Annotated in this window: 25 protein-coding genes and 1 pseudogene; 15 read left to right on the forward strand and 11 right to left on the reverse strand. The window is 60.5% G+C overall.

Going from position 1 to position 26,300, the window contains the following annotated elements; translation table 11 throughout:
- Window position 1 precedes the first annotated feature (1 nt).
- From CW305_RS01190 to CW305_RS01255, 14 genes are all read left to right on the forward strand, one after another.
- Window positions 2-301, forward strand: a complete 300-nt coding sequence (locus tag CW305_RS01190) for a Type II secretory pathway component (RefSeq protein WP_234174759.1) — start codon at window positions 2-4, stop codon at window positions 299-301.
- Complete coding sequence (gene mshL / locus CW305_RS01195) at window positions 298-1,899, forward strand: pilus (MSHA type) biogenesis protein MshL (RefSeq protein WP_090521652.1); 1,602 nt, start codon at window positions 298-300, stop codon at window positions 1,897-1,899. The genes CW305_RS01190 and mshL overlap by 4 nt, the downstream gene beginning before the upstream one ends.
- An 8-nt stretch (window positions 1,900-1,907) precedes the next feature.
- A complete protein-coding gene (locus tag CW305_RS01200) occupies window positions 1,908-2,837 on the forward strand; it encodes an ExeA family protein (RefSeq protein ID WP_102832474.1) in 930 nt (309 codons plus the stop codon).
- Window positions 2,834-4,198 (forward strand): tetratricopeptide repeat protein, encoded by a 1,365-nt coding sequence (locus CW305_RS01205; protein ID WP_104096889.1) that lies wholly within the window; start codon window positions 2,834-2,836, stop codon window positions 4,196-4,198. The genes CW305_RS01200 and CW305_RS01205 overlap by 4 nt, the downstream gene beginning before the upstream one ends.
- The gene (locus CW305_RS01210; RefSeq protein WP_104096890.1) at window positions 4,195-5,919 is read left to right on the forward strand and encodes a GspE/PulE family protein; all 1,725 of its coding nucleotides are present in this window, start codon (window positions 4,195-4,197) and stop codon (window positions 5,917-5,919) included. The genes CW305_RS01205 and CW305_RS01210 overlap by 4 nt, the downstream gene beginning before the upstream one ends.
- 81 nt (window positions 5,920-6,000) lie before the next feature.
- On the forward strand, window positions 6,001-7,239 hold the full coding sequence (locus CW305_RS01215) for a type II secretion system F family protein (protein WP_104096891.1): 1,239 nt from the start codon (window positions 6,001-6,003) through the stop codon (window positions 7,237-7,239).
- Entirely contained in the window at window positions 7,239-7,865 is a 627-nt protein-coding gene (locus CW305_RS01220; protein ID WP_281257224.1) for a type II secretion system protein, read from the forward strand. Before CW305_RS01215 ends, CW305_RS01220 begins: the two co-directional genes overlap by 1 nt.
- Window positions 7,866-7,884: 19 nt before the next feature.
- Complete coding sequence (locus CW305_RS23840; RefSeq protein ID WP_104096892.1) at window positions 7,885-8,343, forward strand: type II secretion system protein; 459 nt, start codon at window positions 7,885-7,887, stop codon at window positions 8,341-8,343.
- 173 nt (window positions 8,344-8,516) lie between these two features.
- The gene (locus tag CW305_RS01230) at window positions 8,517-8,978 is read left to right on the forward strand and encodes a type II secretion system protein (protein WP_104096893.1); all 462 of its coding nucleotides are present in this window, start codon (window positions 8,517-8,519) and stop codon (window positions 8,976-8,978) included.
- Between the two features lie 143 nt (window positions 8,979-9,121).
- Window positions 9,122-9,637: a type II secretion system protein gene (locus CW305_RS23845; RefSeq protein WP_104096894.1), complete on the forward strand. Its 516-nt coding sequence runs from the start codon at window positions 9,122-9,124 to the stop codon at window positions 9,635-9,637.
- A 2-nt stretch (window positions 9,638-9,639) separates the two neighbouring features.
- Window positions 9,640-10,101: a prepilin-type N-terminal cleavage/methylation domain-containing protein gene (locus CW305_RS01240; protein WP_245890961.1), complete on the forward strand. Its 462-nt coding sequence runs from the start codon at window positions 9,640-9,642 to the stop codon at window positions 10,099-10,101.
- Window positions 10,101-10,916 (forward strand): prepilin-type N-terminal cleavage/methylation domain-containing protein, encoded by an 816-nt coding sequence (locus tag CW305_RS01245; protein ID WP_104096895.1) that lies wholly within the window; start codon window positions 10,101-10,103, stop codon window positions 10,914-10,916. Before CW305_RS01240 ends, CW305_RS01245 begins: the two co-directional genes overlap by 1 nt.
- 112 nt (window positions 10,917-11,028) lie before the next feature.
- Complete coding sequence (locus tag CW305_RS01250) at window positions 11,029-11,436, forward strand: pilus assembly protein MshP (RefSeq protein ID WP_245890962.1); 408 nt, start codon at window positions 11,029-11,031, stop codon at window positions 11,434-11,436.
- Window positions 11,433-15,173, forward strand: a complete 3,741-nt coding sequence (locus tag CW305_RS01255) for a DUF6701 domain-containing protein (protein WP_104096896.1) — start codon at window positions 11,433-11,435, stop codon at window positions 15,171-15,173. The genes CW305_RS01250 and CW305_RS01255 overlap by 4 nt, the downstream gene beginning before the upstream one ends.
- Window positions 15,174-15,471: 298 nt before the next feature.
- On the opposite strand, the gene CW305_RS01260 is transcribed toward CW305_RS01255, so the two are convergent.
- The 8 genes and pseudogenes from CW305_RS01260 to CW305_RS01295 all read right to left on the reverse strand — a co-directional run bounded on the left by CW305_RS01260 (window position 15,472) and on the right by CW305_RS01295 (window position 22,414).
- Window positions 15,472-15,876 carry an META domain-containing protein gene (locus tag CW305_RS01260; protein ID WP_090521700.1) on the reverse strand — a complete coding sequence of 135 codons (405 nt, stop codon included), beginning with the start codon at window positions 15,874-15,876 and terminating at the stop codon, window positions 15,472-15,474.
- On the reverse strand, window positions 15,876-16,310 hold the full coding sequence (locus CW305_RS01265; protein WP_104096897.1) for a hypothetical protein: 435 nt from the start codon (window positions 16,308-16,310) through the stop codon (window positions 15,876-15,878). Before CW305_RS01265 ends, CW305_RS01260 begins: the two co-directional genes overlap by 1 nt.
- A gap of 95 nt (window positions 16,311-16,405) precedes the next feature.
- Window positions 16,406-17,212: a dienelactone hydrolase family protein gene (locus tag CW305_RS01270; protein WP_104096898.1), complete on the reverse strand. Its 807-nt coding sequence runs from the start codon at window positions 17,210-17,212 to the stop codon at window positions 16,406-16,408.
- 164 nt (window positions 17,213-17,376) lie between these two features.
- Window positions 17,377-18,078, reverse strand: coding sequence for an ABC transporter ATP-binding protein (locus tag CW305_RS01275; RefSeq protein WP_023444303.1), 702 nt, complete (start codon window positions 18,076-18,078; stop codon window positions 17,377-17,379).
- A 2-nt stretch (window positions 18,079-18,080) separates the two neighbouring features.
- Window positions 18,081-18,848 carry a high-affinity branched-chain amino acid ABC transporter ATP-binding protein LivG gene (gene livG, locus CW305_RS01280; RefSeq protein ID WP_023444302.1) on the reverse strand — a complete coding sequence of 256 codons (768 nt, stop codon included), beginning with the start codon at window positions 18,846-18,848 and terminating at the stop codon, window positions 18,081-18,083.
- Window positions 18,845-20,101, reverse strand: coding sequence for a high-affinity branched-chain amino acid ABC transporter permease LivM (locus CW305_RS01285; RefSeq protein WP_023444301.1), 1,257 nt, complete (start codon window positions 20,099-20,101; stop codon window positions 18,845-18,847). The genes livG and CW305_RS01285 overlap by 4 nt, the downstream gene beginning before the upstream one ends.
- Window positions 20,098-21,021: a high-affinity branched-chain amino acid ABC transporter permease LivH gene (gene livH / locus CW305_RS01290; protein ID WP_003299167.1), complete on the reverse strand. Its 924-nt coding sequence runs from the start codon at window positions 21,019-21,021 to the stop codon at window positions 20,098-20,100. Before livH ends, CW305_RS01285 begins: the two co-directional genes overlap by 4 nt.
- Window positions 21,022-21,278: 257 nt before the next feature.
- Window positions 21,279-22,414 (reverse strand): annotated as a pseudogene (locus CW305_RS01295) (branched-chain amino acid ABC transporter substrate-binding protein).
- A 199-nt stretch (window positions 22,415-22,613) separates the two neighbouring features.
- Between CW305_RS01295 and CW305_RS01300 the strand changes: the two are divergent.
- Window positions 22,614-22,931, forward strand: a complete 318-nt coding sequence (locus tag CW305_RS01300) for a DUF2288 domain-containing protein (protein ID WP_014821206.1) — start codon at window positions 22,614-22,616, stop codon at window positions 22,929-22,931.
- Between the two features lie 59 nt (window positions 22,932-22,990).
- Here CW305_RS01300 and CW305_RS01305 read toward each other — a convergent pair whose 3' ends face one another.
- From CW305_RS01305 to CW305_RS01315, 3 genes are read right to left on the reverse strand one after another with little or no spacing between them, the layout of a single operon-like run.
- Window positions 22,991-24,574 carry a M48 family metallopeptidase gene (locus tag CW305_RS01305; protein WP_104096899.1) on the reverse strand — a complete coding sequence of 528 codons (1,584 nt, stop codon included), beginning with the start codon at window positions 24,572-24,574 and terminating at the stop codon, window positions 22,991-22,993.
- Window positions 24,561-24,926, reverse strand: a complete 366-nt coding sequence (locus tag CW305_RS01310) for a hypothetical protein (RefSeq protein ID WP_041756511.1) — start codon at window positions 24,924-24,926, stop codon at window positions 24,561-24,563. The genes CW305_RS01305 and CW305_RS01310 overlap by 14 nt, the downstream gene beginning before the upstream one ends.
- Entirely contained in the window at window positions 24,860-26,218 is a 1,359-nt protein-coding gene (locus CW305_RS01315) for a CHASE2 domain-containing protein (protein WP_104096900.1), read from the reverse strand. Before CW305_RS01315 ends, CW305_RS01310 begins: the two co-directional genes overlap by 67 nt.
- Window positions 26,219-26,300: the final 82 nt, after the last annotated feature.

Below are 26,300 nucleotides of genomic sequence, written 5' to 3' on the forward strand. Positions count from 1 at the left end.
CTTGTTCCTTTTGCTGCCCGCTTCGGCCTACGCGCTCGATCCCACCCGCCCGCCCGCGGCGTTCGTGACCGCGGCAGCGGAGCGCCAGGCACCGGCGACGCTGCACCTGCAAGCCATTTTCCGTGGTGCACAGAGCGCCCGGGCGGTGCTCAACGGCCAATCGCTGAGAGTCGGCGACATCCTGGCCGATGCCCGAGTCCTGGCCATCAACACGAATTCCGTCCTGATCGAGCGCGACGGCCAGCAGCAGACGCTGCGTCTGGTTGCCCCGATCATTACTCCGAGCCAAGTCCGACCATGATGCCGACCCTTTTTCCACGTCTCGGCTTGCTGAGCCTGTTCTGCCTGCTGGCCGCCTGCCAGACATTCGAGGACGGCGACAAGCGCCTCTACGAGCAGAGCAACCGTCTGTTCGAGGAAAGCCTGCAGCAGACCCAGGCCAAGGCGCTGCCGCCGCCGTCGGTACAGGCTGCGCTGATTCCGCCGCTGAGTGTCGACGGCAGCTCGGCGGTCAGTGGCCCGCGCTTCGATGTGGTCGCCAACGACATGCCGGCCCGCGAATTCTTCCTCAGCCTGATGGACAACGCCGGGCAGAACCTGCTGGTACACCCAGCGGTGACCGGCAACATAACCTTCAGCTTGCGCAACGTGACGCTGGAAGAGGTCCTCGCGGCGGTGCGCGACAGCTACGGCTACGACTATCGCCGCACCAGCTATGGCTACCAAATCCAGGCCAATACCGCAGTCACCCGCACCTATGACCTGAACTACCTCAACCTGCAGCGACAGGGCATGACCGATACTCGGGTCAGCTCCGGTCAAGTCACCACCAGCGACAACACCGACACCGGTGCAGGCGGAACCACGACCAACTCGACCTCCAGCACCGTCAACGCCAGTCAGCTGCTGACCAGCAGCAGCGTCGACTTCTGGAGTGAAGTGCGCGAGGTCGTGGCGATGATGATCGGCAGCGAGGCGGACAACAGCGTGGTGGTCAACCCTCAGGCCGGACTGCTGGTGGTTCGAGCATCCAGTGCCGACCAGCAGAACGTCGAGCGCTTCCTGCAGCAGGCGCAGCGCAACCTGCAGCGGCAGGTGATTCTGGAAACCAAGATTCTCGAAGTGAGCCTGTCCGACGGCTTCCAGTCCGGGATCAACTGGGCGCAGCTGGGTTCCATGGGCAACGCCGACTTCGCGCTGGGTGTACAGGGCGATACGCTGGATGGCGTCAACAATGTCGGTGGCGTGTTCAGCGCTGCGGTCAGCGTCGGCGACTTCAGCGGCGTGCTGCAGCTGCTGGAAACCCAGGGCGATGTGCGGGTGCTTTCCAGTCCGCGGATTTCCACTCTCAACAACCAGAAGGCCGTGATCAAGGTCGGCACCGACGAGTTCTTCGTCACCGACGTTTCGACCACCACCACCTCGCTGGCGGGCGGCACCACCGCGCCGGATCTGGACATCACCCTGACGCCGTTCTTCTCCGGTATCTCGCTGGACGTCACCCCGCAGATCGACGAGAACGACCAGGTCACGCTGCACGTCCGTCCGACCGTCAGCCGCGTTCAGGATCAGAACAAGAGTATCCAGCTGGGCGGTTCCGACAACGTCTTCAACCTGCCGCTGGCGCTGTCCACCACGCGCCAGTCGGATTCCATCGTGCGCGCGCGCAGCGGCCAGGTTGTGGTCATCGGTGGCCTGCTGGAAAACCGCAACAGCAACAACGACGCCAACATTCCCTGGGCCTCCAAGCTGCCCATCGTCGGCAGCCTGTTCCAGCAGCAACGCAAATCGCTCGAGCAGACCGAGCTGGTCATCCTGGTGCGCCCGCAGGTGATCGACGATCAGGTCTGGCTCGACGAGCTGCGCCGCAGCGCCGATTCGTTCCGGCAGGTCAGGTAAGCATCGGTATGTACGAAGCATTCTTCGGCCTGCAGGAAAAGCCATTCGCATTGACGCCGAATACCGGCTTCATGGTTCGCCTGCCGCCTTACCAGGCGTGCCTGAACCTGCTGCGCGTGGCTCTGGCCGAAGGCGAGGGCTTCATCAAGGTGACCGGCGAAGTGGGCACCGGCAAGACCCTGCTCTGCCGCGCGCTGCTCAAGCAACTGGATGCCGAACACTACCAGCTCGCCTGGCTGCCGAATCCGGCGCTCGGACCCATGGCGCTGCGCCAGGCGCTGGCCCATGAGCTGCATGTGCCGCGGGTCGAGCAGCTGGATAACCATGGGCTGCTGACGGCACTGCATCGCCGGCTGATCGAGCTGGCCGGCCAGGGCAAGAGCACCGTGCTGTTGATCGATGAGGCGCAGGCGCTGCCACCGGCCACGCTGGAGGCCCTGCGACTGCTGACCAATCTGGAAACCGAGCAGCGCAAACTGCTGCAGGTGGTGCTGTTCGGCCAGCCTGAACTGGACGCTACGCTGGCCAGCGAAAATTTCCGGCAATTGCGCCAGCGCATCACATTCTCCTATCGCCTGCGCCCGCTGGATGTCAGCGATGCCAGGCGTTACCTGCATGAGCGCCTGGCGGTTGCCGGTTATCAAGGTGAACCGCTGTTCAAGCCGGCCGCGATTCGCCTGCTGGTCAAGGGCAGCGGTGGCATCCCGCGGTTGCTCAACATCCTGGCCAACAAGTGCCTGATGGCGGCGTTTGGCGAAGGCCAGCGACGGGTCGGCAGCCGCCACGTACGCCGTGCCCTGGCCGATACCGAGGGTGCGCGACCGTTCCTGCGTGCAGCCCTTCCGTTGCGTTGGGCATTGCTGGCGGGTGCGGCAACCTTGAGCCTGCTGTTGAGTGCATTGCCATGGCTGTCGCAGCTGGCCGAGGTGCGGCCATGAGCCTGGTCAACGACATGCTGCGCGATCTCGAAGCGCGCGGCGCGGCATCCGGCGGGCAGAGCCCGTTCCTCGACATGCAGGCTGTCGATGAAACAGCCGCAACGCGGCGTCAGCGATCGGCACGGTTGCGCCGCTGGTTGTTGCCGCTGGCTATCGGGGCGTTGGTCGCCGCGGCATCGGTGGTGCTGTTCGAACGTTTCGCGCAAGCCCCGGCTGTGCAGGAGTCACCTGCTGCCGCCCCGGTGGTCGCTGCGGTGCCTGCAACTCAGCTCCTCGACGTCTTGCCGCAGCAAGACGGTGGCCGTTTCGTGCTGCAGTTGCTGCTGGATCGCTCGATCAGCTATCAGCGCACCGACGAAGGCGGCGCGATCAGTCTGCGTCTGCCGGATGTGACGCTCGTCGATGGCCCGCGAAACGGCCGCGTGGAGAGCAATGGCCTAAGCCTGTCCTGGCGAGTGGAACAGCAGGGCGACCAGGTGCAGGTGCTGCTGCTCGGCATGACCGATCGCCTCGACGTGCGTGATCGGCTCGAGCCGGCCGCTGGCCATGCGCAGCTCTGGCTGGAAGTCCACATGGATGGCGCACCAGCGGCCGTCCCTGAGGACTTGGACCTGCCTTTCGCCGAGCCGGCGCTGGACGAAGCGAGCCTGCCTGAGTGGGTCACCCGCACCGCGCCTGACGCACAGACCGCGCCGGTTATCGCGCCGGATGTGCAGCCGGTCACCGAGCCGGCCTCGGCGCCGGTTGCCAGACCCCGGGTTGCCACCAAACCCACCGTGCAGATCGGCAGTCATCGACCGGACCCGCTGGCCCAGGCGCGCGATGCGCTGCAACAGCAGAACTTCCCCCGTGCCATCGAGCTGCTGCAGGCGCTCCATGCCGCACAGCCGGACAACGCCGAGGCGGCCCGCTGGTTGGCTCGTGCTTACCTGGCGGCTGGACAGATCGGGCCATTGCTTGAGTGGCTGCCGGCCCGGCTGCAGAGCCGGCCGTTCGATGCCGAGCTGCGTATGCTGCTCGCCCGTGGCCAGCTGCAGAGCGGCGACAAACAGACGGCGCTCGCCACCCTGGTGCAGAACGCGCCGTCGCTGGCCAGCGATCCCGGCTATCACGCGTTGCTGGCAGCTCTGCAGCAGCAGGTCGGCGACTGGGCCGGCAGCGCTGCGGTTTATCGCCAGCTGGTGGCTCTTCAGCCGCAGCAGGCGGCCTGGCAGCTGGGCTTGGCCATCGCGCTGGAACAGATCGATCAACCCGCCCGGGCGGCGCGCCACTACCGTCTGGCCGCGCAAGGGCAGGGGCTCGATGACAACTCGCGGCGCTTCGCCGCCGAACGTGCCGGCGTACTCGGAGGTGCCCGATGACCGCGCAAGACATGCGCCAGCGCAAGATTCGTCTCGGCGATCTGCTGGTCCAGGCCGGCCTTATAAGCGAGGCGCAGCTGCAGCAGGCGCTGCAGGACCAGAAGCGCACCGGCTCCAAGCTCGGGCGCACGGTACTGGACCTCGGCTTCATCGACGAAGGCCGCCTGCTGCGTGCGCTGTCCGAGCAGCTGCAGATTCCCTTCGTCGAACTCAAGCACTACAAGTTTGACAACCAGCTGACCCAGAGCCTGCCCGAGGCGGTCGCCCGGCGCTTCCGGGTGATAGTGCTGTCCCGCCAGGGCGATGGTTTGCTGGTGGGCATGACCGACCCGCTGGACATCTTCGCCCAGGACGAGATCGAGCGCCTGCTCGGCAAGCGCGTCCACCCGGCGGTGGTGCGTGAAAGCGAGCTGCTCGGCGCGCTGGACCAGCTTTACCGCCGTACCAGTGAGATCGCCTCGCTGGCCGGCGAGCTGGAAGGTGAGCTGCAGGAAAGCGACTTCGACCTCTCGCGCCTCGGCGAAAGCAACAGCGATGCGCCGGTGGTGCGCCTGCTGCAGACGCTGTTCGAGGACGCCGTGCAGATGAAGGCCTCGGACATTCACATCGAACCGGACGAAGGCGTGGTGCGGATTCGCCAGCGTATCGACGGCGTGCTCAACGAACAGGTGATGAAGGAGCACCGTGTGGCTTCGGCGCTGGTCATGCGCCTGAAGATCATGTCCGGCCTGGATATCTCGGAAAAACGCCTGCCGCAGGACGGCCGTTTCAACATCCGCGTGAAAAACCGCAACCTCGATGTGCGGGTTTCCACCATGCCGGTGCAGTTCGGCGAATCGGTGGTCATGCGTCTGCTCGACCAGAGCGGCGCGATGTTCAAACTCGAAGGTACCGGCATGCCGCCGGCGATGCTCGAGCGCTTCCGGCGCCTGTTGCAGCGTCCGCACGGCATGGTGCTGGTCACCGGCCCGACCGGCTCGGGCAAGACCACCACGCTCTACGCCGGGCTTTCCGAGCTGAACAGCCCGGAGAAGAAGATCATCACCGTCGAGGACCCGGTGGAGTACCGCCTGCCGCGGGTCAACCAGGTGCAGGTCAACGCCAAGATCGAGTTGACCTTCGCCCGCGTGCTGCGCGCCGCCTTGCGTCAGGACCCTGACATCGTCCTGGTTGGTGAGATCCGTGATCAGGAAACCGCCGAAATCGGCCTGCGCGCCGCACTGACCGGCCACCTCGTACTCTCGACGCTGCACACCAACGATGCCCTGACCTCGGCCATGCGCCTGATCGACATGGGCGTCGAGCCCTTCCTCGTCGCCACCGCACTGAATGCGGTGCTCGCCCAGCGTCTGATACGCCGCGTGTGCGAAAACTGCATGGAGGACGATCAGCCCGATCCTCGGCAACTGGCCTGGCTGGAAGCGCTGCACGGCGGCTCGCTGCGCGACCACCGTTTCAAGCGCGGCACTGGTTGTCATCAATGCCACAACAGCGGCTATGCCGGCCGTGTCGGTGTGTACGAGCTGCTGGAACTGGACGAACCGATGATCGCCGCGCTTCGTCGGGGTGATCCGCAAGGCTTCGCCGAGGCCGCGCGCCAGCAGGCGCACTATCGACCACTGGCGGCGTGCGCGCTGGATTACGCCATCGCCGGCGTCACCAGTATCGAAGAGGTGCTGAAGGTCTGCGCCACCCTGGTGGACGACGAGGTGGTCGCGTGATCGCCGCTAGTCTCCTGCCTATCGCGGCCGTAGGCGCCAGCGCCACGGGCGCCGTCCGGTCGCTTCGCGGGGAGCCTGCCGATGCCTAGCTTCCGCTATACCGGCCGCGATATGCGCGGCGCACGGGTCAGCGGCGCGCTCGATGGCGCCAGCGCTGACGCCGTGGCCAGCGAGCTGGTGTCGCGCCAGATCACCCCGCTGACCATCGATGCGGAGCGTGCCCAGGCCGATAGCGTCGACGTGTTTGCCGTACTGCGCGAGAAGCTGCGGCGCAAACGTGTCGATCTGGACGAACTGATCATCTTCAGCCGCCAGATGTACAGCCTGAACAAGGCCGGCGTGCCGATCATCCGCGCCATCGGCGGTCTGGCCGAATCCAATCGCAACCTGTATTTCCGCGGCATCCTGCAGGACGTGCGCGCCAGCCTCGAAAGCGGCCAGTCCATGGCGGTCGCGCTGAACGCGCATCCCAAGGTGTTCAACAATCTGTTTGTCAGCATGGTCAGCGTCGGTGAGAACACCGGCCAGCTCGACCAGGCGTTCAAGCAGCTGTCTGCCTATCTCGAGCTGGAGCGCGAGACCCGCAAGCGCATCAAGCAGGCCACGCGTTATCCGATCTTCGTGCTGGTGGCCATGGGAGTGGCGCTGGGTGTCATCAATCTCTTGGTGATCCCGGCGTTCGCCAAGGTCTTCGCCCAGTTCCACGCGCAACTGCCGTGGGCCACGCGCGTGCTGATCGGCACCTCCAACTTCATGCGCGACTATTGGTGGCTGTTGCTGCTGGGCATCGTCGGTGGGCTTTACGCCTTCTTCAAGTGGATCGAAACCGACGCCGGTCGACTGCGCTGGGACCGCATCAAGCTGCGCCTGCCCATAGTCGGCGGCATCTTCGAACGTATCGCCCTGGCGCGCTTCACCCGCACCTTCGCGATGATGTATCGCGCCGGCGTGCCGCTGCTGCAGACGCTCTCGATCAACAGCGCCAGCGTCGGCAACCAGCATATCGGCCAGGCGATTCTCGGCATTCGCGAAAGCGTCGAACGCGGCGAAGCGCTGACCCGCTCGGCGCATAACTCCGGCCTGTTCACCCCATTGGTACTGCAGATGATGGCCGTCGGCGAAGAAACCGGCGCGCTGGACGACCTGTTCATCGAAGTCGCCGACTTCTACGAGCAGGAAGTCGACTACGACCTTAAACAGCTGGCTGATGCCATTGAGCCAATCCTTATCGTGGCCATGGGCGTGATGGTGCTGATTCTTGCGCTGGGCGTGTTCCTGCCCATGTGGGAACTCGGCGGCGCGGCGCAGGGGAGGGGCTGATGAAAGGCGACCAAATGGCAACCAACAGCGAGCGATTGCGCACGGCGATTGCTAAAGCACGGCAAAGCGAGGGCGACATGACGGCAAACCGACAATCAGGCAGATACGCGCAGGCAGGCTTCACCATGATCGAACTGGTGGTGGTCATCGCCATCCTCGGCATTCTCGCCGCCGTGGCGCTGCCGCACTTCATCGACTCCGCCAAGGACGCCCACCGCTCCACCGTGCGCAGCGCCGGCGGCGCCTTCACCTCGGCGGTATCCCTGGTGCGCGGCCAGTACGAACTCAACCGCAACGGCGGCCACAACAGTTGCGTGGCCGGCAACTGCCAGATCAACGTCATCGGCTATGGCAACGGCACCGTGGACGTCAACACCCTCGGCTGGCCCGTCGGCACTGAACGCAGCGGCAACCCCGGCCCCATCACCAGCATGAGCCAGCAGGAATGCCTGAATCTCTGGGCCAACCTGCTGCAAGCCTCGGCGGCCAGCGTCACCGGCGCCAACCCCACCTTCCGCGCCGAGGCCCAGGGCCACCGCTGCCTCTACCGCTACACCCTCGATGGCAACGACGATTTCATCGAGTACAACAGCAACACCGGCGAAGTCGCCGTAACCTTTGAATAACGCAAGAAGGAGCAACACCATGAAAAAGCAACAAGCGGGTTTCACCATGATCGAGTTGATTATGGTGATTGTAATTCTGGGGATCTTGGCAGCGTTTGCGTTGCCGAGGTTTGCGAACTTTGGAACTGATGCACGTGCTGCAGCTATCCAAGGTTTGGCAGGAACAGTTAGAAGTGCTTCGGCAATCGTTCACTCGGCCTGGCTGGCAAATGGTGGTACTGGTACGACTGTGACACTCGAAGGAGCGACAGTTACTACGACTACTAATGGCTATGCTGTTGCTACTGCTGCAGGAATTGGAGCGGCGATAGATGTGGATGGCTTTAACGGTACACCTGACACAGGAGAAATTGTTTATGTGCCGGCGGATTACACTGGTACTGACTGCTCAGTTACTTACATTCAGGCAGATCCTGCGGCCACAGATCCAGAAGATCGAGTTCCGCAGATTAATGTGCTTGATGCCTGCGCAGGTTAATTAATATATGGGGCGGCGCAATCCGCCGCAGCTTAAAGCCCGTTCGGCTTACGGCTAGCGGGTTTCACCCGCCCTACGCTACACCGCAATCCGGCTTCTGGCCGGGTTGCCACAAATTTCCGGAGGCGGGTCGATTCCCGCCTCCAACCCGCTTCTATAAGAAGGGCAGGCCAATGGTTGAACAACGCGGTTTTACAATCGTCGAGTTGATCATGGTGATCGTCATCATCGGCATCCTCGCCGCCGTTGCTGGGCCGCGCTTCTTTAGCAAAAGCAATTTCGATGAACGCTTCTATTTTGAAGAGGTTCTTTCGTCTGTTCGTTATGCGCAGAAACTGGCAGTGGCGAGTGGCTGTCTAATAAGAGTTACTGTTAATAGTAGCGGCTATTCGCTGGCTTATGGGGCTGGAGCTTGCAGTAGTGTTCAGATCAAAGATCCCTCTGGTAATGAATACCCAATTAAGCCTCCGGCTAATGTTGCTGTGCAGAGTGGAATGGATATCGAGTTCAATTCGCTGGGCTGCATTGCAAATAATTCCTCCATTAATTGCAGCAGCGGGAATAACACCGTCACGGTCGGAACCTTTTCATTCAAGGTCCACGCCGCCACCGGCTTTATCGAGGTCACCCCATGACCGCCCGGCCAATCACCTGCCCAACAAGGCCAACCGGCAAACCAATCGGCCGCAAACTCCGCAGGGTGGATGACGCTTCACCCATCCACCAACGCACCAACCACCGGAGTCGCAGCGGAAAACCCTGTGCGGCTTTCCACGGGATGCCCATTTACCCTGCACACAGGGCTGGTGGCCGAGGGGGCAGGCAAACCGGCTTCACCCTGATCGAACTGATCATGGTCATCATCATCCTCGGCATCCTTTCGGCCTTTGCCTTGCCGCGCTTCTTCGACCTCTCCGCCGACGCCCGCGCCGCACGGGTCAACGCCGGCCTCGGTGCGGCAAGAAGCGCACTGGCCATCGTCAATGCCAAGGCCCGGCTAACAGGCATCGGCATGGGCGAAGTGGCACAGGAACTGACGCTGCAAGATAAGAAGGTATCCGTGAAATTCGGCTACCCCGAACAGCCTTACTCACTACTCATCGCCGCCGGCATGGAAGCGGACTTCGACGGCGCCGGCGCCGACGGCATCGTGCACAAAAACACCCACGACATGGGCTCGGGCCGCTGCGGCTTCCGCTATATCGCACCCACCGCCGCCGGCGAAGCACCCCGCTTCGAGCCCTGGCCCGGCAGCAGCCTGCCCGTCACTGCCGCTGACTGCAGAAGGAGCTGACCATGCCGCCGCTTGCAGCTCTCCGCCAACCCAACCACCACCCGGCACGCACCACGCCCCGCAAGCAGCACGGCATGACCCTCGTCGAACTGGTCATCACCATCGTCATCATCGGCATCGCCGCCGCCGCGCTCTTCACCGCCATGGCCACCATCACCGCCCGCTCCGCCGACCCGATGTTGCGGCAGCAGAGTTTGTATATTGCGGAGGCGTATCTGGAGACGTTGCTGGTTGTTGATCTGGGTAATAACCCTCCCTTGATCCCGGCTGTCAACGTTCCGCCCCTTGGTATTGATAATTCGCCGATTCCAGAGCTTGCCGGCTACCGGGTGACGGTGGTAGTCGAACCCGATGCTGAATTGGGTCCGCCAGGAAACCAGGTGGATGCCACGCGCATTGATGTCTCCGTCAGAGACCCTTCAGGGCAAACCCTGACCCTGACAGGCTACCGGACCGACTATTGATGAAAACGACCTCCTGCGGCGACTTCCGCAACAGCGGCTTTACCTTGGTCGAGCTCATCATGGTCATCGCCTTGGCCGGCATCGTCGCGGTCATGATCTCCACCGTCATGTCTCGCCCCCTGCAAGGCTTCGCCGACCAAAGCCGCCGCGCCGAACTCACCGACCTCGCCGCCATGGCGCTCAACCGCATGGCGCGGGATATACGGTTGGCGGTGCCGAACTTACTGGTTGTCTCCAGTAATGAAGTCCGACTCGTACCTATTGCCGCAGCCGGTCGATATCGTGCAAACCAGCCAGACCCTGCTGGGCCACGCCATGACCCACCGGCCTGTACGCAAGCTCTCGGAGCATGTGCGATAGATATTCTCAGCCCGATAGAACCCACAATTTCTACGACGCCACATTGGCTGATCATCTATAACACCGCAGGGCTTGCGGGCATCTCCGAAGCTACAGACGGTGAAGTTTCGGCCATTTCACCAAAGGCGTTTACCTGGAAAGACAACACCTTGAGCGCAGGTCTTTCCAATTTCAGATTTCAATATGCCTCACCGCAGAAGCGCTTTTATCTTGCAAATGAAGCCATTAGCTATAGCTGCGTAGAGGATGAGCTGCTCAGAAAGTCATCTCAGAAACTGGACGGTTCAGATGCTGAACAGGCCGTTGTCGTTGACTCGGTACACTCCTGCTCCTTCAGTTATGAACCTGGAACCAACACCCGTAACGGCCTCGTCACCCTGCGTTTGACTCTCCGCGACGAGGTTGGCGAAACCATCACCCTGCTGCAACAGGTCCACGTCGACAATGCGCCCTGACCCCAAAGCCCCCCGTAGGAGCGGGCCACGCCCGCGAATCCGGACGACGCAAAAGCTTCGCGGGCAAGGCCCGCTCCTACAGAAGCAACACGGCTTTGGCCTCGTCGCCGCAATGTTCCTCATCATCGTCATAGCCGGCGCCATTGCTGCCATGTGGCGTATATCGGCAACTCAAACTGCTACCAGCAGTCTGGCCCTGCAACAGGCTCGCGCCTATCAGGCAGCGAGGACGGGATTGGAGTGGGGAATATGGCATTTTCTCAATGGCTCCTGTGATTCTGCTTCCTTTCAAGTACCGGAATTCGATGGCTTCCAAGTGACAGTCGATTGCCCTAGTGATCAGCGTATGGAGTACACCGACTTACACGAGGAGCAGCCGCAGAGCATGGTTAGCCAGAACATTATCGCCACGGCGACGTATGCGGTTGTTGGCACCCCCGATTACGTATATCGGCAGCTCTCGGCAGTGGTGGAAAAGCCCGGGGAGATAGTCCCCGTTGCTCCTGAAGAGGAAGAATGACCGTGACCATGCCCGTCATGCGCTATTTGGCTCTCGCCGCGTTTGCCTTGTTGTTCAGCGTTTCGGCTGAAGCTGAAATATACAACCTGAGCGATGGTCAATACCCACCTTGTTCGAGTAAGAGCTGGACGGTAAGCGGCACAACCTACACTTGTAATTACGGAATAGTCGAGCTGAAGGCGGGCGATACGGTTATTGCCCGCACACAAGCTGTTCTCTGGGCGGAAGGTGGATTCAAGATCCAGGCAAGCACTATCGGCTCTGTAGGGAATGGTATGGTACTGCGTGCTTCTTATGGAATAATTGAGATATCGGGGTCAAGCAATGCCAGAAGTGTCGTTTACGGTTCCGTTATAGGCGCAAATGTAGACCTCGGTGATACGACGGTGAAGGGGGGCGTTTCCGGTTCTGGTAACGCAAAGATGGTGCGTAGCTCGATTGACGGAAATGTCGAGTTCAGCAATGAAATAACTCTTGTCGATACGACGGCTAATGGTTCTGTCATAAGCGCAAACAGGGAAATACGCCTGACTCGGGGGCGGGTAGACGGGGATGTAACCAGTTCTGGTGGGAGTGGCGTCTTCATTGATGGTACGACAGTGGAAGGAAATATTTCTTCAGCGAATGTAGCCTCCATTGCCAATGCGAAAATAACCGGAAACGTGGCGAGCAGCTGCTGCAAGGTAACCGTCAGTTCCTCCTCTGTAGTTGGAAATATATCCGCTCCGGGGAACCCTATCGAGCTGAATGATTCTGATGTGGTGGGCACAGTCAGCAATACGAATCGGATTTATCTGAACGATTCTATTGTATATGGCGATGTGCTGGCTGCGACGGGGTGGGGAAGTGATGTCACCATTCGGGGTACAGGCTACAGCCGTATATATGGACAATGTGCCTATAGTGGATTATCTCCCACGGACTTATGCAGCGACTCCACGGATATAAATGAAACACTACCCTTGTATCTGCGCTTCGATGAGGTGAGTTGGCGCAATGCAACCGTGCAAAATAGTGGAACACTCAATGTAACTGGCGTCGCCAGTGGTGCGGCTGAAACGGCCGGAGCGATTCCTGCGTTACCCGGTACCTGGGGCACCTGTCGTTACGGGGAGTTTTCCGGCAGTGGTCGGGTCAGTGTGCCTCACAATACTGCGCTCAATTTCAATGACAAACTCAGCGCAAGTTTCTGGCTGAACGTGGCCGAATTTCCAACAAGTGGATCGGTCATCCTGCTTGGCAAGGGGCATAACTACCGTCTTGAACTTGATGCTTCGGGCCGTCTGGTTTTGACGACTCAAATGCTTCGCTTTTTTTCCAGTGAGGACTTGGTGATATCCACGCCGATCAGCAAGGGTTGGAATCACGTCGCTTTCACTCTTGATTATAGTTCTTCTTTTCTAGTGCTCTTCCCTACCGTTGCCGCAAAGCTTTATGTCAACGCCGAATTGAAAGAGGATCAGTCGCGAACACTTCTAGCAGGTTGGGGACCTTCGACCAATATCGAGCCTATCAGCATTGGCGGCAATGGACTGCGGGGTTCGATGGATGAGGTTCGTCTCAACACAACGCTCTGGAGTGTTGCAGAACTGAGCCGACAAGCCAAAGCGAGACATTTGTGCGGTAGCTCTTCGACTATCGATCATTTTGAATTCGTCACCAGTAGTAGCGCGCATACCTGTCGGCCGCATACGGTCACGCTCAAGGCATGCACCAATGCCGCTCCGGCTGCATGCCAACTCTATCCCGGTACCGTATCGGTAACATTAACGGGTAACGGCTGGGTTGGCGGCAGTAACAAGTCATTGGTTAATGGCATCGGCACTTTTCAACTGCAAGGGTTGCAACTTCAGATGCCACTCGGAGTCTCGGTTTCAAGCCCTTCATCTGCTAAGTCACTCTGCCAGATTGGCGATGCGCCGCTTTCATCCGCATGTATTTTGAATTTTTCCCAGAGTGGCTTTATTTTCGATGTGCCGAACATGGTGGCTTCTCAGAGCGTTGAAGTTCCTATCAGCGCAGTCATCGACAGAGGCAATCCAGGTAGCCCTCGATGTGAGCCAGCATTTACCGAAGAGGATGTGCCGCGCTACATAAAGTTCTGGAGCGAGTTCATAAGCCCGGCCGGGAGCGAGTTGGTAGTCAGCTCCGAGAAAGTTGAGGTGAATCGCGCGGAGGTGGCACAGAGCTTTGCTGCAGCTGAGCCGCTGCCGCTGTATTTCAATCGTGATGGAATTTCCAATATTGACGTGAATTATCGTGAAGCTGGGAAGATGCAGCTGTATGCCCACTACGCCGGTAGTGGCAATGAGGGTGATAGTGGCTTGATGATCGGCAGTGATGATTTCGTTTCCCGCCCCGACAGATTTTCGATCGAGGTTGTTGGGGCACCCGTCTGCGATCCAAAGAAAAGCTTCTCTAAGGAAAACTGTGATAAATTTATTGCGGCTGGAGATGAATTGCCTTTAGAAATTAAGGCGCTGAATAGCGTGGGTAAGGAGACGCTAAATTTTATGCACGATCGTGTACGGATGGAGGTTGTTGGCGAGCCCTCCGACGTTTGCGGAGAGATGGCTGATGATTGCCTTCCCTTTCCCAGGGGAGGGGTTGTACCGAAATTATTACCCAATGAGTACAAGCATGGCTATGGAAATGTCAATATATTTGAAAGCGCGCCGTATGTTGATGAGGTTGGTATAGCTAGACTTCGTGCCATTGCCAAGGATTATATCGAGGGCGGTCTTGATGTTGTAGGTGTGTCTGATTATGTCGGTCGTTTTATACCGGCATATTTTATTGTTTCCAGTGACGCTAGGTTGGTACCTGCTTGCAATGGTTTCACATATCAAGGGCAAGAAACATTGTTTTCAGGTGGGTATCCGGAAATCGTAATTACAGCGTTTAGTAAAAGAAATGAAGAGGTGAAAAATTATGACCACTCTGGATTTTGGCTTCTTGATCCGCCAAGTCGAAGCGATTACTTTTCGATTACCGGGAGGGTTGAAATTGATCAGCGCTTGGAGTCGGGCGGAGAAGTTGAATCATTGCTAGTGAAAGACACTGCTAATAATGGTGGCGGCAGAACTTACAATTGGCCTGCTGTTGAGGAGGATGAGCCTTCAAAAGCGCGTTCAGCTGATACTTTGACTTGGCATATGCCGCTTACCCCTAGTCTTGCTGATTTGCCGTTTGGCACAGATATGCAAGCAATTGCCAAGCTGGTAATTGATAAGGATCAGTTGAAAGATAGCGATGGCGTTTGCTATCGAGGCGAGAAAGGAACGCTTGGTGAATGCAGCGATTTCACTCATGACTTTGGGGGTAGTGAAATCCGCCTTGGTCGTTTGCGTATAGCCAATGCCCATGGCTCGGAGCAATTACCGTTAGCCTTGCCATGGGTGATCGAGAGCTGGCAGGTGCCTGGTGTTTTCCTTCCGGAGGAGGGGGATATCTGTAGCGCATCGGCTTGGTCCGAGCCGGATCTGATCGAGCCGACTGGCGATTTGGCTGCTATAACCGCTCCAGAAGTCTCTACCATCAGGGCTGGTCATCAAGGTGTGCTGACTGTAGCGGCTCCGGAGGTTACTGGTAGCGGTCGAGTCGGGTTTCCAAAAGTGCCGAAATGGCTCTGGTACGACTGGCGTGGTGAAGGATGGGAGCCGAGTCGTGGTCTCGCCACCTTCGGCATCTACCAAGGCCCCAAGCCCCTGATCTTCCGCCGCGAAGTCTATCGATAGAAAGCAAAAGGGCCGCTCACCTAGCGGCCTTTTTGCTTCGCGAATAAAAGAGGGGATTCCCGGCCTGCCTGTACCGAGGTCCCCGAAACTGGTCGCTAGAGTCTATGCACTGCGTGTGCCAGTTTCGTGAAGGTCAGTAGGCGGGTTGCCTGGGCTGTTTTTGTAGGTGCGGAGTGCCGCAATCAGTTGAGCGGCGGGTACAGGCTGGCCCGCGTCATATGTCCCTATGGACACGATCTCTCTGCGACCCTGCATGAAAGCAGTGCGCATGCCTTGGTGCATGCGCATATTTGGCGCGTCAGTTCTGGTCGGGCCAGAAGCGGATCGGCGCGCCCTCTGCTGGCCACAGGCGCAACTGGTCGATGTTCGACACGTCCCAGCGCTCGACTCGGCTGAGCAGATCAAGGAAGCGCTGCTCCTGCTCCATGAGCTCTGGCATGCACATCTTGCGCGTGCTGCCGATGTTCTCGAAGCGCAGGGTTTGACCTTCCAGATGATAGCTGGCGAACCAGTGGTTGCAGCCGGCATTGCCGTAGGCGCGCTCGGCCGAGAGGGTCAGCGAAACCGGCGTGCGGCCGACCACCGCATCATCACCGATCCACTCGGCGACATAGGTGACATCGTTCTGCAGTGTCAGTGGTTCCACGGCGCAGCCGGAGGCGGCCAGCGTGATGGCGAGCAACGGAAAGGTGTAGCGGTGCATCATCGAGCTTCCTTGCAAGTGGGGCAGAAATGCTGACTATCCTGGCTGGCCCAGCCGAGTTCGGCGATACGGGCTTCGGCAGCCGGGGCTTGTGCGGTTGCACCGAGTGCCGCGTCGACGGCGAACTCGAAGTCCAGCTGTTTGCCGCAGCCATTGCAGTCGACCTGCCAGTTATGGATTGCCAGCTCGCGAAATACCGGCCCGCTGGCCACGGCCATCCATTGCCCGGGTGGGTTGATCAGGTGACGGACCTTTTCAACGGTCAGCCGCTGGGAAAGGTCGCGGCTGCCTTTGAGGGTTACCAGCAGGGTGTCGCCGCTGCGAATCGAACCGCCATTACCGGTGACCTGATAGCGGCCCGGCGCCAGTGCGCGGCATTCGGTGAGCGTGTGGGCGGGGTTGAGCAGGGTGTAGCGGAAGTCGTGTTCGGCCATGACTCGTGTTCGACGCTGAGTTGTGCGTGCAATGCTAGCACGAGCCCCGGCGGCAGGCGCGCCGCCGGGACGAATCGAGCGTGAGGGATCGAAGGTCACTGTGCCGGAGCGGGGTTCGACTTGCCGAAGGTGTCCTCGAAGAAGCGCTGCATGTCGCGCCAGGAGCGTTCGTCCGCGGCTTTCTGATAGGCCACGTCGAGGCCGTTCTTCTGATGGGCATCGGCACCGGGGTTGGTGAAACCGTGCTTGGCCCCCGGCAGGCTGACGAACTGGTAGTCGGCGCCGGCCTTGACCATCTCGACGTTCAGTGCGGCGATGTCGTCGGTGCTGATCATGCTGTCCTCGCTGCCATGCTCGACCAGCACACGCGCCTTGACGCTGCCGGGGGCGGCGCGGGTTTCGGTGGCCAGCGCGCCGTGGAAGCTGACCACGCCTTCCAGCGGCACACCCTGGCGCGCCATGTCCAGAACCACCTTGCCGCCGAAGCAGTAGCCCACAGCGCCCAGTTTGGCGGTATCGGTCTGGGCCTGTTCCTTGAGCAGGTCGAGGCCGGCGTTGAAGCGGCCCTTGGCAGCATCGGCGTCCTTCAGCGCGGCCTGCATGAAGCTCATGGCGTCTTTCGGGTGATCGGTATTCTTGCCTTCGCCGTACATGTCGATGGCGAGGGCGCTGTAGCCCAGCTCGGCGAGGTCGCGAGCGCGCTGCTTGGCATAGTCGTTCAGCCCCCACCATTCGTGTACCACGACGATGCCGGGACGCTTGCCTTCGATGGCGTCGTCATAGGCGTAGTAGCCGATCATCTCGGTGCCATCGGCAGCGGTGTAGGGGATTTCCTGCGTCTGAATCTCGGCATTCGCAGTGACGCTGGCAACCATGAGCAGGCCGAACAGGCAGTGGCGCATCGTGGGATCTCCTTGGTGATCGTTATGTTGGCGAAGGGTTCGAAGAAGGATAGCGGTTCTTCGACTGCACGCGCAGCGCCCGGGTTCGGCTGCGTGATGGATACGTATAAGACGAAAAAGCCCTGCCGGTTGGCAGGGCTTTTTCGTTGAGCGTGGTGGCGATGTCAGCCGCCCAGGTAGGCGTCGCGCACTTTCGGATCGGTCAGCAGGTCCTCGCCGCTGCCCTGCATGACGATATGCCCGTTCTCCAGCACGTAACCGCGGTCGGCCAGCTTGAGCGCTTGGTTGGCGTTCTGCTCGACCAGAAACACCGTCACGCCATCCTCACGCAGCTGTTCGATGATCTCGAAAATCTGCTGGATGATGATCGGCGCCAAGCCCAGCGATGGCTCGTCGAGTAGCAGCAGCTTGGGTTTGCTCATCAGCGCGCGGGCGATGGCGAGCATCTGCTGTTCACCGCCGGACATGGTGCCACCGCGTTGCTGGTAGCGCTCCTTGAGCCGCGGGAACAGGCCGAGCACCTTGTCCAGTTGCTCCTGGAAGTCCGTCTTGCCGGTGAAGAAGCCGCCCATGGAGAGGTTTTCCTCAACCGTCAGACGGGCGAAGATCCGCCGGCCTTCGGGCACCACGGCGATGGCCTTGCGCATGATGTCGCAGGTCTGCTGGCCGACCAGCTCCTCGCCCTGGAAGCGGATGCTGCCACTGGCTGCCTGCGGCGAGCCGCACAGGGTCATCAGCAGGGTCGACTTGCCGGCACCGTTGGCGCCGATCAGGGTGACGATCTCGCCCTGTTCGACCTGCACGTTGATGTCGTGCAGGGCCTGGATCTTGCCGTAGAAGGTCGAGACGTTTTCGAAAGTCAGCATGCTTACGCCTCCCCCAGATAGGCTTTGATCACGTCCGGATTGTTACGGACTTGCTCGGGTGAACCATTGGCCAGCGGGGTGCCCTGATTGATCACGTAGATGTGGTCGGAAATGCTCATGACCAGCTTCATGTCGTGCTCGATCAGCAGCACGGTGACCCCGTGTTTGTCGCGTAGCATGGCGATCAGGGCCTTGAGGTCCTCGGTTTCTCTGGGGTTCAGGCCGGCCGCCGGTTCGTCGAGCATGAGGATGCGCGGGCGCGTCATCATGCAGCGGGCGATTTCCAGACGGCGCTGCTGGCCGTAGGCGAGGGTGCCCGCCGGTCGATTCGCGACATCGGTCAGATTGACCTGTTCCAGCCAGTGCGCAGCGAAGTCCATCGCCTCGCGCTCGCTCTTGCGGAACGCCGGCGTCTTGAACAAGCCGGCAAGGAAGCCGGTGTTCAGGTGACGGTGCTGGGCCACCAGCAGGTTTTCCACCGCCGTCATGTCCTTGAACAGGCGGACGTTCTGGAACGTGCGCACCACCCCCTGACGAGCGATCTTGTGGCCAGGCAGGCCGTGGATCGGCGTGCCGTCGAGGAGGATTTCCCCCGCGGTCGGCTGATAGAAGCCGGTCAGGCAGTTGAACACCGTGGTCTTGCCGGCGCCGTTGGGGCCGATCATCGAAACCACTTGCTTGTCATGTACCGTCAGCCCCACCTCGTTGACCGCCAGCAGGCCGCCAAAACGCATCATCAGGCCGCGTACTTCTAGAATCGGGCGGCTCATTGCTTCAGCTCCAGGTGTGGGCGTTGCATCGGCAGCAGGCCTTGCGGACGCCAGATCATCATCAGCACCATCAGGGCGCCGAACATCAACATGCGGTATTCGCTGAATTCGCGCATCAGCTCAGGCAGCAGGATCATCACGATGGCGGCGAGGATCACGCCGAGCTGCGAGCCCATACCGCCCAGCACGACGATGGCGAGGATGATCGCCGACTCGATGAAGGTGAACGACTCCGGCGACACCAGGCCCTGGCGTGCGGCGAAGAAACTGCCGGCGAAACCGGCAAAGGTTGCACCGAGGGTGAAGGCCGAGAGCTTGATCACGGTGGGGTTCATGCCCAGCGCACGGCAGGCGATCTCGTCTTCGCGCAAGGCTTCCCAGGCGCGGCCGATCGGCATGCGCAGCAGGCGGTTGATCACGAATAATGTCAGCAGCACCAGCAGCAAGGCGATCAGGTAGAGGAAGATCACCTTGTTCACCGAGTTATAGGCCACGCCGAAATACTCGTGGAACGTCTGCATGCCCTCGGCTGCGCGGCGGTCGAAGGACAGGCCGAACAGGGTCGGTTTGTCGATGCCGCTGATGCCGTTCGGGCCGCCGGTTAGGTCGGTCATGTTGCGCAGCAGGATGCGGATGATCTCGCCGAAGCCGAGAGTCACGATGGCCAGATAGTCACCGCGCAGACGTAACACGGGGAAGCCCAGCAGGAAGCCGAACAGCGCCGCCATCGCGCCGGCGATGGGCAGTGCAGTCCAGAACCCGACTCCGTAGTAGTGCGAGAGCAGCGCATAGGTGTAGGCACCGACGGCGTAGAAGCCGACGTAACCCAGGTCGAGCAGGCCGGCCAGACCGACGACGATGTTCAGGCCGAGGCCGAGCATCACGTAGATCAGGATTAGCGTGGCGATGTCCACCGCGCCACGTGACCCATAGAACGGCCATGCCAGCGCGACGAGGATCAGAGCGATGATGATCCAGCGTTGGGTCGAGGGCAGGGTAAGGAAGCTGCCCGCACCTGCTGGTACGCTCGGCAGGCTTGGGCTGGCGGCCCAGCCGGCGGCCAGGTGAGTACGGAACAGTTGCCAGACGAACATGGCTACCGCGCAGGCGGCGATGATCCAGAACGTACCGGCTTCGGCGCCGTGCACTTCGACGCGGATGCCGACGGTGGTGAGCTTCAGGCCGAATACCGGCACCGCAACGGCGATGACCAGCAGGGCGCTGAAGAAGGCTGTACGGAGATTGCCGGTCATACCTTTTCCACCTCCGGGCGGCCGAGGATGCCGGTGGGGCGGAACAGCAGGACCAGCACCAGCAGACTGAACGCCACGACATCCTTGTACTGGTCGCCGAAGATGTCAGCACCGAAGGCCTCGGCCACACCAAGCACCAGACCGCCGAGCATGGCGCCTGGAATGCTGCCAATGCCGCCGAGTACTGCAGCGGTGAATGCCTTGATGCCGGCGAGAAAGCCGATGTGCGGGTTGATCACGCCGTACTGCATGCTGATCAGCACAGCTGCGATGGCGGCCAGCGCAGCACCGATGACAAAGGTCAGGGCGATGATGCCGTTGGTGTTGATGCCCAACAGGTTGGCCATCTTCAGGTCTTCTGCGCAGGCGCGGCAGGCACGCCCCAGACGTGAACGCGAGATGAACATCGTCAGCCCGTACATGGCAACGAAGGTGACCACGAAGATCAGGATCTGCATGTACGAAATCACCACGCCGTTCATGGTGCTTTCACCGAACACCAGATTGCCCGGCATCAGGTTGGGAATCGCTTTGTCCTTGGAGTCCTGAGCCAGCAGCACGACGTTCTGCAGGAAGATCGACATGCCGATGGCCGAGATCAGGGGAATCAGGCGATTACTGCCACGTAGCGGGCGGTAGGCGACCCGTTCGATGCTGTAGCCGTAGGCGCTGGTGACGATGATGGCGGCGACGAACGCACCCATCATCAAGATAGGCAGCGCATCCAGGCCCATCATGGACAGGCCGACAATGGCGATGAAGGCGACATACGAGCCGATCATGTACACCTCGCCGTGGGCGAAGTTGATCATGCCGATAATGCCGTACACCATCGTGTAGCCGATGGCGATCAGCGCATAGGTGCTGCCAACGGTGAGCCCGTTGATCAGCTGTTGTAGGTAGTGGTAAAGCTCAGGCATCACTGCTCTCCCGAAGTCCCTGCAATTGCGTTTCGGTCTGCTGCGCTGCCCACGTCGAACGCACCGCACACCCTGGCGCGGCGCCACTGCGGTACGGTGCCCTGCGGATCACGCACGGCATCGGTTCGAGGTGGGCCTGCTGTTCAGGCCGCTCGTTGAATTACAGGTACGGCAGGGCGACCCGGGTGCTTTTGGCTGGGCCGCCTGCTTAAAACAAAGCCCACAAGCGAGTGTGGGCTTCGTCAGGCTGATGGAATTTACTTGGCTTCGGTCTTGGTGCCGTCCTGGTGCCATTCGTAGACGACGAAGTTGAAGTCCTTCAGGTCGCCCTTCTCGTCGAAGGAGAGCATGCCGGTCGGGGTGTCGAAGGTGTTGCTGCGCAGCGCCTCGGCCACCTTGGTGGTGTCGGTGCTGCCGGCCTTCTCGATACCTTCGGCAATGACCTGTACGGCGGCGTAGGCGGGGAATACGAACGGACCGCTCGGGTCCTGCTTCTTGGCCTTGAAGCCGTCTACCAGTTCCTTGTTGCGCGGGTCCTGATCGAACGACTTCGGCAGCGTTACGTACATGCCTTCGGAAGCCGGGCCGGCGATGGCGGAGATTTCCGAGTTGCCGACGCCTTCAGGCCCCATGAAGCGCACGTTCAGGCCTTTTTCCTTGGACTGACGCAGCAGCAGACCCAGTTCCGGGTGGTAGCCGCCGTAATAGACGAAATCCACGCCTTCGCGCTTGAGCTTGGCGATCAGCGAGGAGAAGTCCTTGTCGCCGGCATTGATGCCTTCGAACAGGCCAACCTTGATGTTCTTGCTTTCCAGGGTCTGCTTGACGGCAGTGGCGATGCCTTCACCGTACTGCTGCTTGTCATGGATGACGGCGACGTTCTTCGGCTTGACGTGGTCGGCAATGAAGTTGCCGGCGGTCGGGCCCTGCAGGCTGTCGAGGCCAATGGTGCGGAAGATCAGCTCGTAACCGCGGGAGGTGATGTCCGGGCTGGTGGAAGCCGCGGTGATCATCAGGATGCCTTCGTCCTCATAGATGTCGGACGCCGGCTGAGTGGAGCTGGAGCAGAGGTGGCCGACAACGAACTGCACTTCGTCATTGACGATCTTGTTGGCCACCGCCACGGCCTGCTTCGGATCGCAGGCGTCGTCGTAGCGCACGCGTCGTCGTAGCGCACGCCTTCCAGTTGCTGACCGTTCACCCCGCCGGCCTTGTTGATCTGCTCGATGGCCATTTCGGCCCCGATGAACTGCATGTCCCCGTACTGCGCCACCGGCCCGGTTACCGGCCCTGCCAATCCGATGCGGATCGTGTCGGCGGCCAGGGTGTAGCTGGCTGCGCCGGTCAGTGCCATTGCCAGAAAAATTTTCGAAAGACGCTGGTTGGTCTTCATAAGTGCTCCACTTGCATCGTTATTGTTTGAATCCTGCGGGCCGGAGTGCCGTTAAGAGGCGAACATCCCGAAACGCTCCGGCAACTGTACCGGCACAGTGTAGAAGTGTCTCCTCCGTTTGCACAGCCGGCAGATTCAACCGTTTGATGGGAATCGGGGCGCGGGTATCATTGCGCCCTTTTCGTATCTGGTGAGTCCCATGGCCGACGACGCAAGCACTCTTTATGCCAAGCTGTTGGGCGAAACCGCAGCGATTACCTGGGAAGAACTGCAGCCGTTCTTCGCTCGCGGAGCGCTGCTGCAGGTGGCTGGCGATGCTGATCTGGTCGAGGTGGCGCTAGCCGTCGCCGAGGACGATCAGACCAAGGTAGCGGCGTGGCTCCACGGCGGACAGCTGTCGAAGATGCAGCCCGAGCAGGCGCAGGACTGGCTGGAGCGTGACCCCGACCTCTGGGCCGTCGTGGTCGCACCCTGGGTGCTGGTGCAGGAGCGCGTCGGCAAACCTGCATTGCACTGAAACGGGGCGAGGCGCGCAGCCGGGTAATCGACTGCGCAACCAGCGTCGCCCTCTCAAGGTCAGCCGATCTTCTTGCAGACATCCTTTCGATTTGGCATCTGCTTGCATTTTTCGCCGAGCATGCGCAGTTCGCTCTCATCTTTCTTGAGCTTATGAGCGAGCATCTTTTCGACAATGAACTGTTCCTGTGAACCCAGGTGGCGTTCAGCCCGTTCAATGGTCGCAAGGGCCGCAACTGCATCGCCATTGTTCAGATGATAGTGAACGAGTTGTTCGTAGACTTCCGGTCCCGCTAGCGACCAGTCCTTGATTGCGTTGAGCTGCGCCAGTGCACGACGTTTGTCACCAGTTGCCATGTGGACGTTGAAGAGGCTACGACGAATGCCTGGCTGGTTAGCCACCGGAGACTTCAGAGCTCGCTCGGCCAAGGTTCGGGCATCCTTCAGGTTCTTCTGAGCCAGGGCCTCGTTGGCTCCGTAGGCGTTCTTGTAAGCGTCCAGTGAGGCTTTCACGCCTGGGGTGTTGCGGACTGTAAGCCAGTTCCGTTTATTCACCCGGTGATAGCGCTCGGCATCGTACTCGCGCTGCAGATATTGGCGCAGGTCGTCATCGCGACGCTGGGCTGACATGTGTGAGCGGGTGAGGTGCTGGCCGACTGCGCTGACGGTCGTCATCAGGCCCTGACTGACGACCGTGTTGATCTCCTGGGTAAAGCCATTCAGGTCGAGGCGCTGCAGCGAATCCTGCATCGCGCCCCGTCGCGCCTGGATAAAACCGGCCAGGAGGGGTTCCTGCTTTCCCTGGAAATCGCTAAGCCGCTGCAGGCTGTGGCTGGCACCGCGCGGCGCGTAACGCGCTTTGATCAGTAGATCGGTACCCAGCAGATCTGCCTGGTCTTCCTGAGCACGACCCCAGGCGGTGTTCCATACGTTGTCTGAAAAGGTGTTGGCGAGTGATGTGTAGAGCACCGTCTCACCGACGGCCTTCTGCGTGGCTTGCGGATTTTTGCTGACCACCTTCCATTTCGAAGCTCCGCGATCCAGGCGAGAGTCGGCGACCATCGTCGCGATTACTGCAGTGGTGGCAATGTTGGTCAGCAGTTCCCGCTGCTCGTTGAAGGCTTGGCGGCGATCATGGTGGCGCAGCAGCACATGGCTCATTTCATGGGCCAGCATCGCCGCGATTTCGTCCTCGCTTTCTACGCTTTCCAGCATGCCGAGCGGCACGTAGAGATTGCCGTACGGGTCGGCTGATGGCCCGAACGAATAACTGTCGGTGACCGTTACCCGCAATTGCGGCTGCTCGCCAGGCCAACCCTTGGCGAGACGTTCGACGATGCCTTGCAGATAGTTCTGCAGCGCAGGGATCAGCACCACGTTCTGTTGGCGGATTTCATTGGCTGGCAGGCTACGGCCGTCATAGCTCAGCCGCAGGTTGTGGTTGTGCTGCGGATCGAGGCGGAAGTAACTGCGAACCTCCTCCTGCTCCAGGTACTTGCCCTGAAACCCGCTTTGCGTGCTTTGTCCTGCAAGATTGATCAGCGCGTCAGGTGCTCCTTTGAGCGTGCTGCACCCGCCCAGACAAGTCAGCAGTAAAGCCGCCGCGAATGCGGCACGCTTACGCAGTAGGTCAGTTCTTCGCACAGCCAGCCCCGTAACCAATGGTGGAGAGATTGGTCGCGCTATCTGCGCGGGCCTTGGGCAGTGCTGCGCACGGCATGGGAACGGTCTTGCCTTGACTCAGGCGGACATCGACACCATCCAGCCAGACCAGCTGTCCGGCTACCTCGACCTGCACCAGTTCGAGATCGTCATTCCACTGCTGTGCGGCCAGCGGTGTGGCGGGTAACTCGGAGCGTGCAATCTTCTTCAGCAAACGACCCTCTGCATCAAGCAGGGCGATCGGATCGTTGGTGTATTGCTCTACGGTCAATCCGGCCGCGTAGCTGGTGCTGCTGAGCAACAGGGCGCAGAGCAGTGTGAGGGGTTTGCGCATGATGACTCCTTTCGTGTGCTGGTCGAGGGGAGGGAGGGGGATTCCGGTTCTTCTGGCAGTAACACGCCAATCAGCAGCAACAAGCCAAGGATGTTCACTGGAGTGACGCGCAACTGATAAAGCAGCACGCTGATTAGCAGCAGACAGAGCGTTGCGCCGATCGCGAACGCCAGGCGATGCCCAGGCAAAAGGCCTGCGCGGGCCGAGTGAAACCAGAGAATGACCAAAGCGAAGATGAACTCGAGCAGGTCCAGGACATCGATTTCGGTGTTGAACAGTTGCGGTGGTGCGGCGATGTAGTCCTGGCCATATTCGATCAAGTTATCCAGCGCCATGGCGTGGGCGTAGACGCCCGGCAACTTGCCGTGAACCGGCGAGCTGGTGAGATCCTCGGCGGAACTGATGGAGGCGCCGACCATTACCAGGCGATCGCCAAGCAGCTCACGTAACAAGGCGCGCTCCTCCGGTACGGTCGTAGCCAGGGCACTCGCGGTGATTGTCAGGTGAAACGGGCAGTGTGTTTCGGTAGGAGCACTGAGACGCCAGAAGACCGACTGGGCGAGCTGGCTGAAAATTCGGCTCCAGAGTCCAGATGATGAAGCGCACTGGCTGACGTCGCTGACCAGACGCTGCTCACGCGCCGAGTCACCGCCCCATTGCAGAGCGATCGGCGGTTGCTCTCCGGCGAGCTGTGCCGATGCTGGTAGCGGCTGGCAGGCATGGCGCGTGCAGTAGCTTCTGTATAAGGCGAAGGCTGCGCTGTCCGTCCAGCCGTATGCGGTCTCGGCTGCCAGCGGGTACTGATCTTCATAACCGCTCCAGCTCACCAGTGCCGGCTCGCTAACTTCGGTAAAGATCGGCAAGGCATTGGATTCAGTGCTGCCGGAGTTGGCGAGATACAGCGGCACGCCGGCAGCTCGATAGCGTTCGAACACGTTGGACAGGAGTCGACTACTGTCGCTGTTGCGTCCGCGGGAGTGGTCGTAGCTGTACATCAGGTCAACCATGACCGCGGCTGGTCGATAGGCCAGTAGCTGGCGGAACAGTTTGCTCTGTTCGCTGTAGGGCAGTGGCCAATGGCTTTCGCGCTGGCGCAGAAAAGCGTCATCGATGATCACAACTGCGATCTGCTGTCTGGCGCCGGCATCGCCGTAGGCGTTGGCTTGCAGCTGATTGAGCAGGCGGGACGATGCGCCATCGGTGGCCGTAGTCAGGCCGAAGGGATCCAGCAGGATTGCCAGCAATGCCAGTACGGTTCGTAGCGTAGACAACTGGCGCGGTAGGGCCGGCACTTCATCATCCTTGATGATCTCAAAACGACATCACGGATGTTCGGTGAATCAGTTCACAAAAGTCAACGGAGTCGGCCGCGGC

Origin of the sequence: Stutzerimonas kunmingensis (assembly GCF_002929225.1) — a bacterium.
Classification (GTDB): Bacteria; Pseudomonadota; Gammaproteobacteria; order Pseudomonadales; family Pseudomonadaceae; genus Stutzerimonas.

Bases quoted from the DNA above. Each gene is read 5' to 3' on its own strand.
- mshL (WP_090521652.1), top strand. From the start codon at position 298: ATGATGCCGACCCTTTTTCCACGTCTCGGCTTGCTGAGCCTGTTCTGC.
- CW305_RS01200 (WP_102832474.1), top strand. From the start codon at position 1,908: ATGTACGAAGCATTCTTCGGCCTGCAGGAAAAGCCATTCGCATTGACG.
- CW305_RS01205 (WP_104096889.1), top strand. From the start codon at position 2,834: ATGAGCCTGGTCAACGACATGCTGCGCGATCTCGAAGCGCGCGGCGCG.
- CW305_RS01210 (WP_104096890.1), top strand. From the start codon at position 4,195: ATGACCGCGCAAGACATGCGCCAGCGCAAGATTCGTCTCGGCGATCTG.
- CW305_RS01215 (WP_104096891.1), top strand. From the start codon at position 6,001: ATGCCTAGCTTCCGCTATACCGGCCGCGATATGCGCGGCGCACGGGTC.
- CW305_RS01220 (WP_281257224.1), top strand. From the start codon at position 7,239: ATGAAAGGCGACCAAATGGCAACCAACAGCGAGCGATTGCGCACGGCG.
- CW305_RS23840 (WP_104096892.1), top strand. From the start codon at position 7,885: ATGAAAAAGCAACAAGCGGGTTTCACCATGATCGAGTTGATTATGGTG.
- CW305_RS01230 (WP_104096893.1), top strand. From the start codon at position 8,517: ATGGTTGAACAACGCGGTTTTACAATCGTCGAGTTGATCATGGTGATC.
- CW305_RS23845 (WP_104096894.1), top strand. From the start codon at position 9,122: ATGCCCATTTACCCTGCACACAGGGCTGGTGGCCGAGGGGGCAGGCAA.
- CW305_RS01240 (WP_245890961.1), top strand. From the start codon at position 9,640: ATGCCGCCGCTTGCAGCTCTCCGCCAACCCAACCACCACCCGGCACGC.
- CW305_RS01245 (WP_104096895.1), top strand. From the start codon at position 10,101: ATGAAAACGACCTCCTGCGGCGACTTCCGCAACAGCGGCTTTACCTTG.
- CW305_RS01250 (WP_245890962.1), top strand. From the start codon at position 11,029: ATGTTCCTCATCATCGTCATAGCCGGCGCCATTGCTGCCATGTGGCGT.
- CW305_RS01255 (WP_104096896.1), top strand. From the start codon at position 11,433: ATGACCGTGACCATGCCCGTCATGCGCTATTTGGCTCTCGCCGCGTTT.
- CW305_RS01260 (WP_090521700.1), bottom strand. From the start codon at position 15,876: ATGCACCGCTACACCTTTCCGTTGCTCGCCATCACGCTGGCCGCCTCC.
- CW305_RS01265 (WP_104096897.1), bottom strand. From the start codon at position 16,310: ATGGCCGAACACGACTTCCGCTACACCCTGCTCAACCCCGCCCACACG.
- CW305_RS01270 (WP_104096898.1), bottom strand. From the start codon at position 17,212: ATGCGCCACTGCCTGTTCGGCCTGCTCATGGTTGCCAGCGTCACTGCG.
- CW305_RS01275 (WP_023444303.1), bottom strand. From the start codon at position 18,078: ATGCTGACTTTCGAAAACGTCTCGACCTTCTACGGCAAGATCCAGGCC.
- livG (WP_023444302.1), bottom strand. From the start codon at position 18,848: ATGAGCCGCCCGATTCTAGAAGTACGCGGCCTGATGATGCGTTTTGGC.
- CW305_RS01285 (WP_023444301.1), bottom strand. From the start codon at position 20,101: ATGACCGGCAATCTCCGTACAGCCTTCTTCAGCGCCCTGCTGGTCATC.
- livH (WP_003299167.1), bottom strand. From the start codon at position 21,021: ATGCCTGAGCTTTACCACTACCTACAACAGCTGATCAACGGGCTCACC.
- CW305_RS01300 (WP_014821206.1), top strand. From the start codon at position 22,614: ATGGCCGACGACGCAAGCACTCTTTATGCCAAGCTGTTGGGCGAAACC.
- CW305_RS01310 (WP_041756511.1), bottom strand. From the start codon at position 24,926: ATGCGCAAACCCCTCACACTGCTCTGCGCCCTGTTGCTCAGCAGCACC.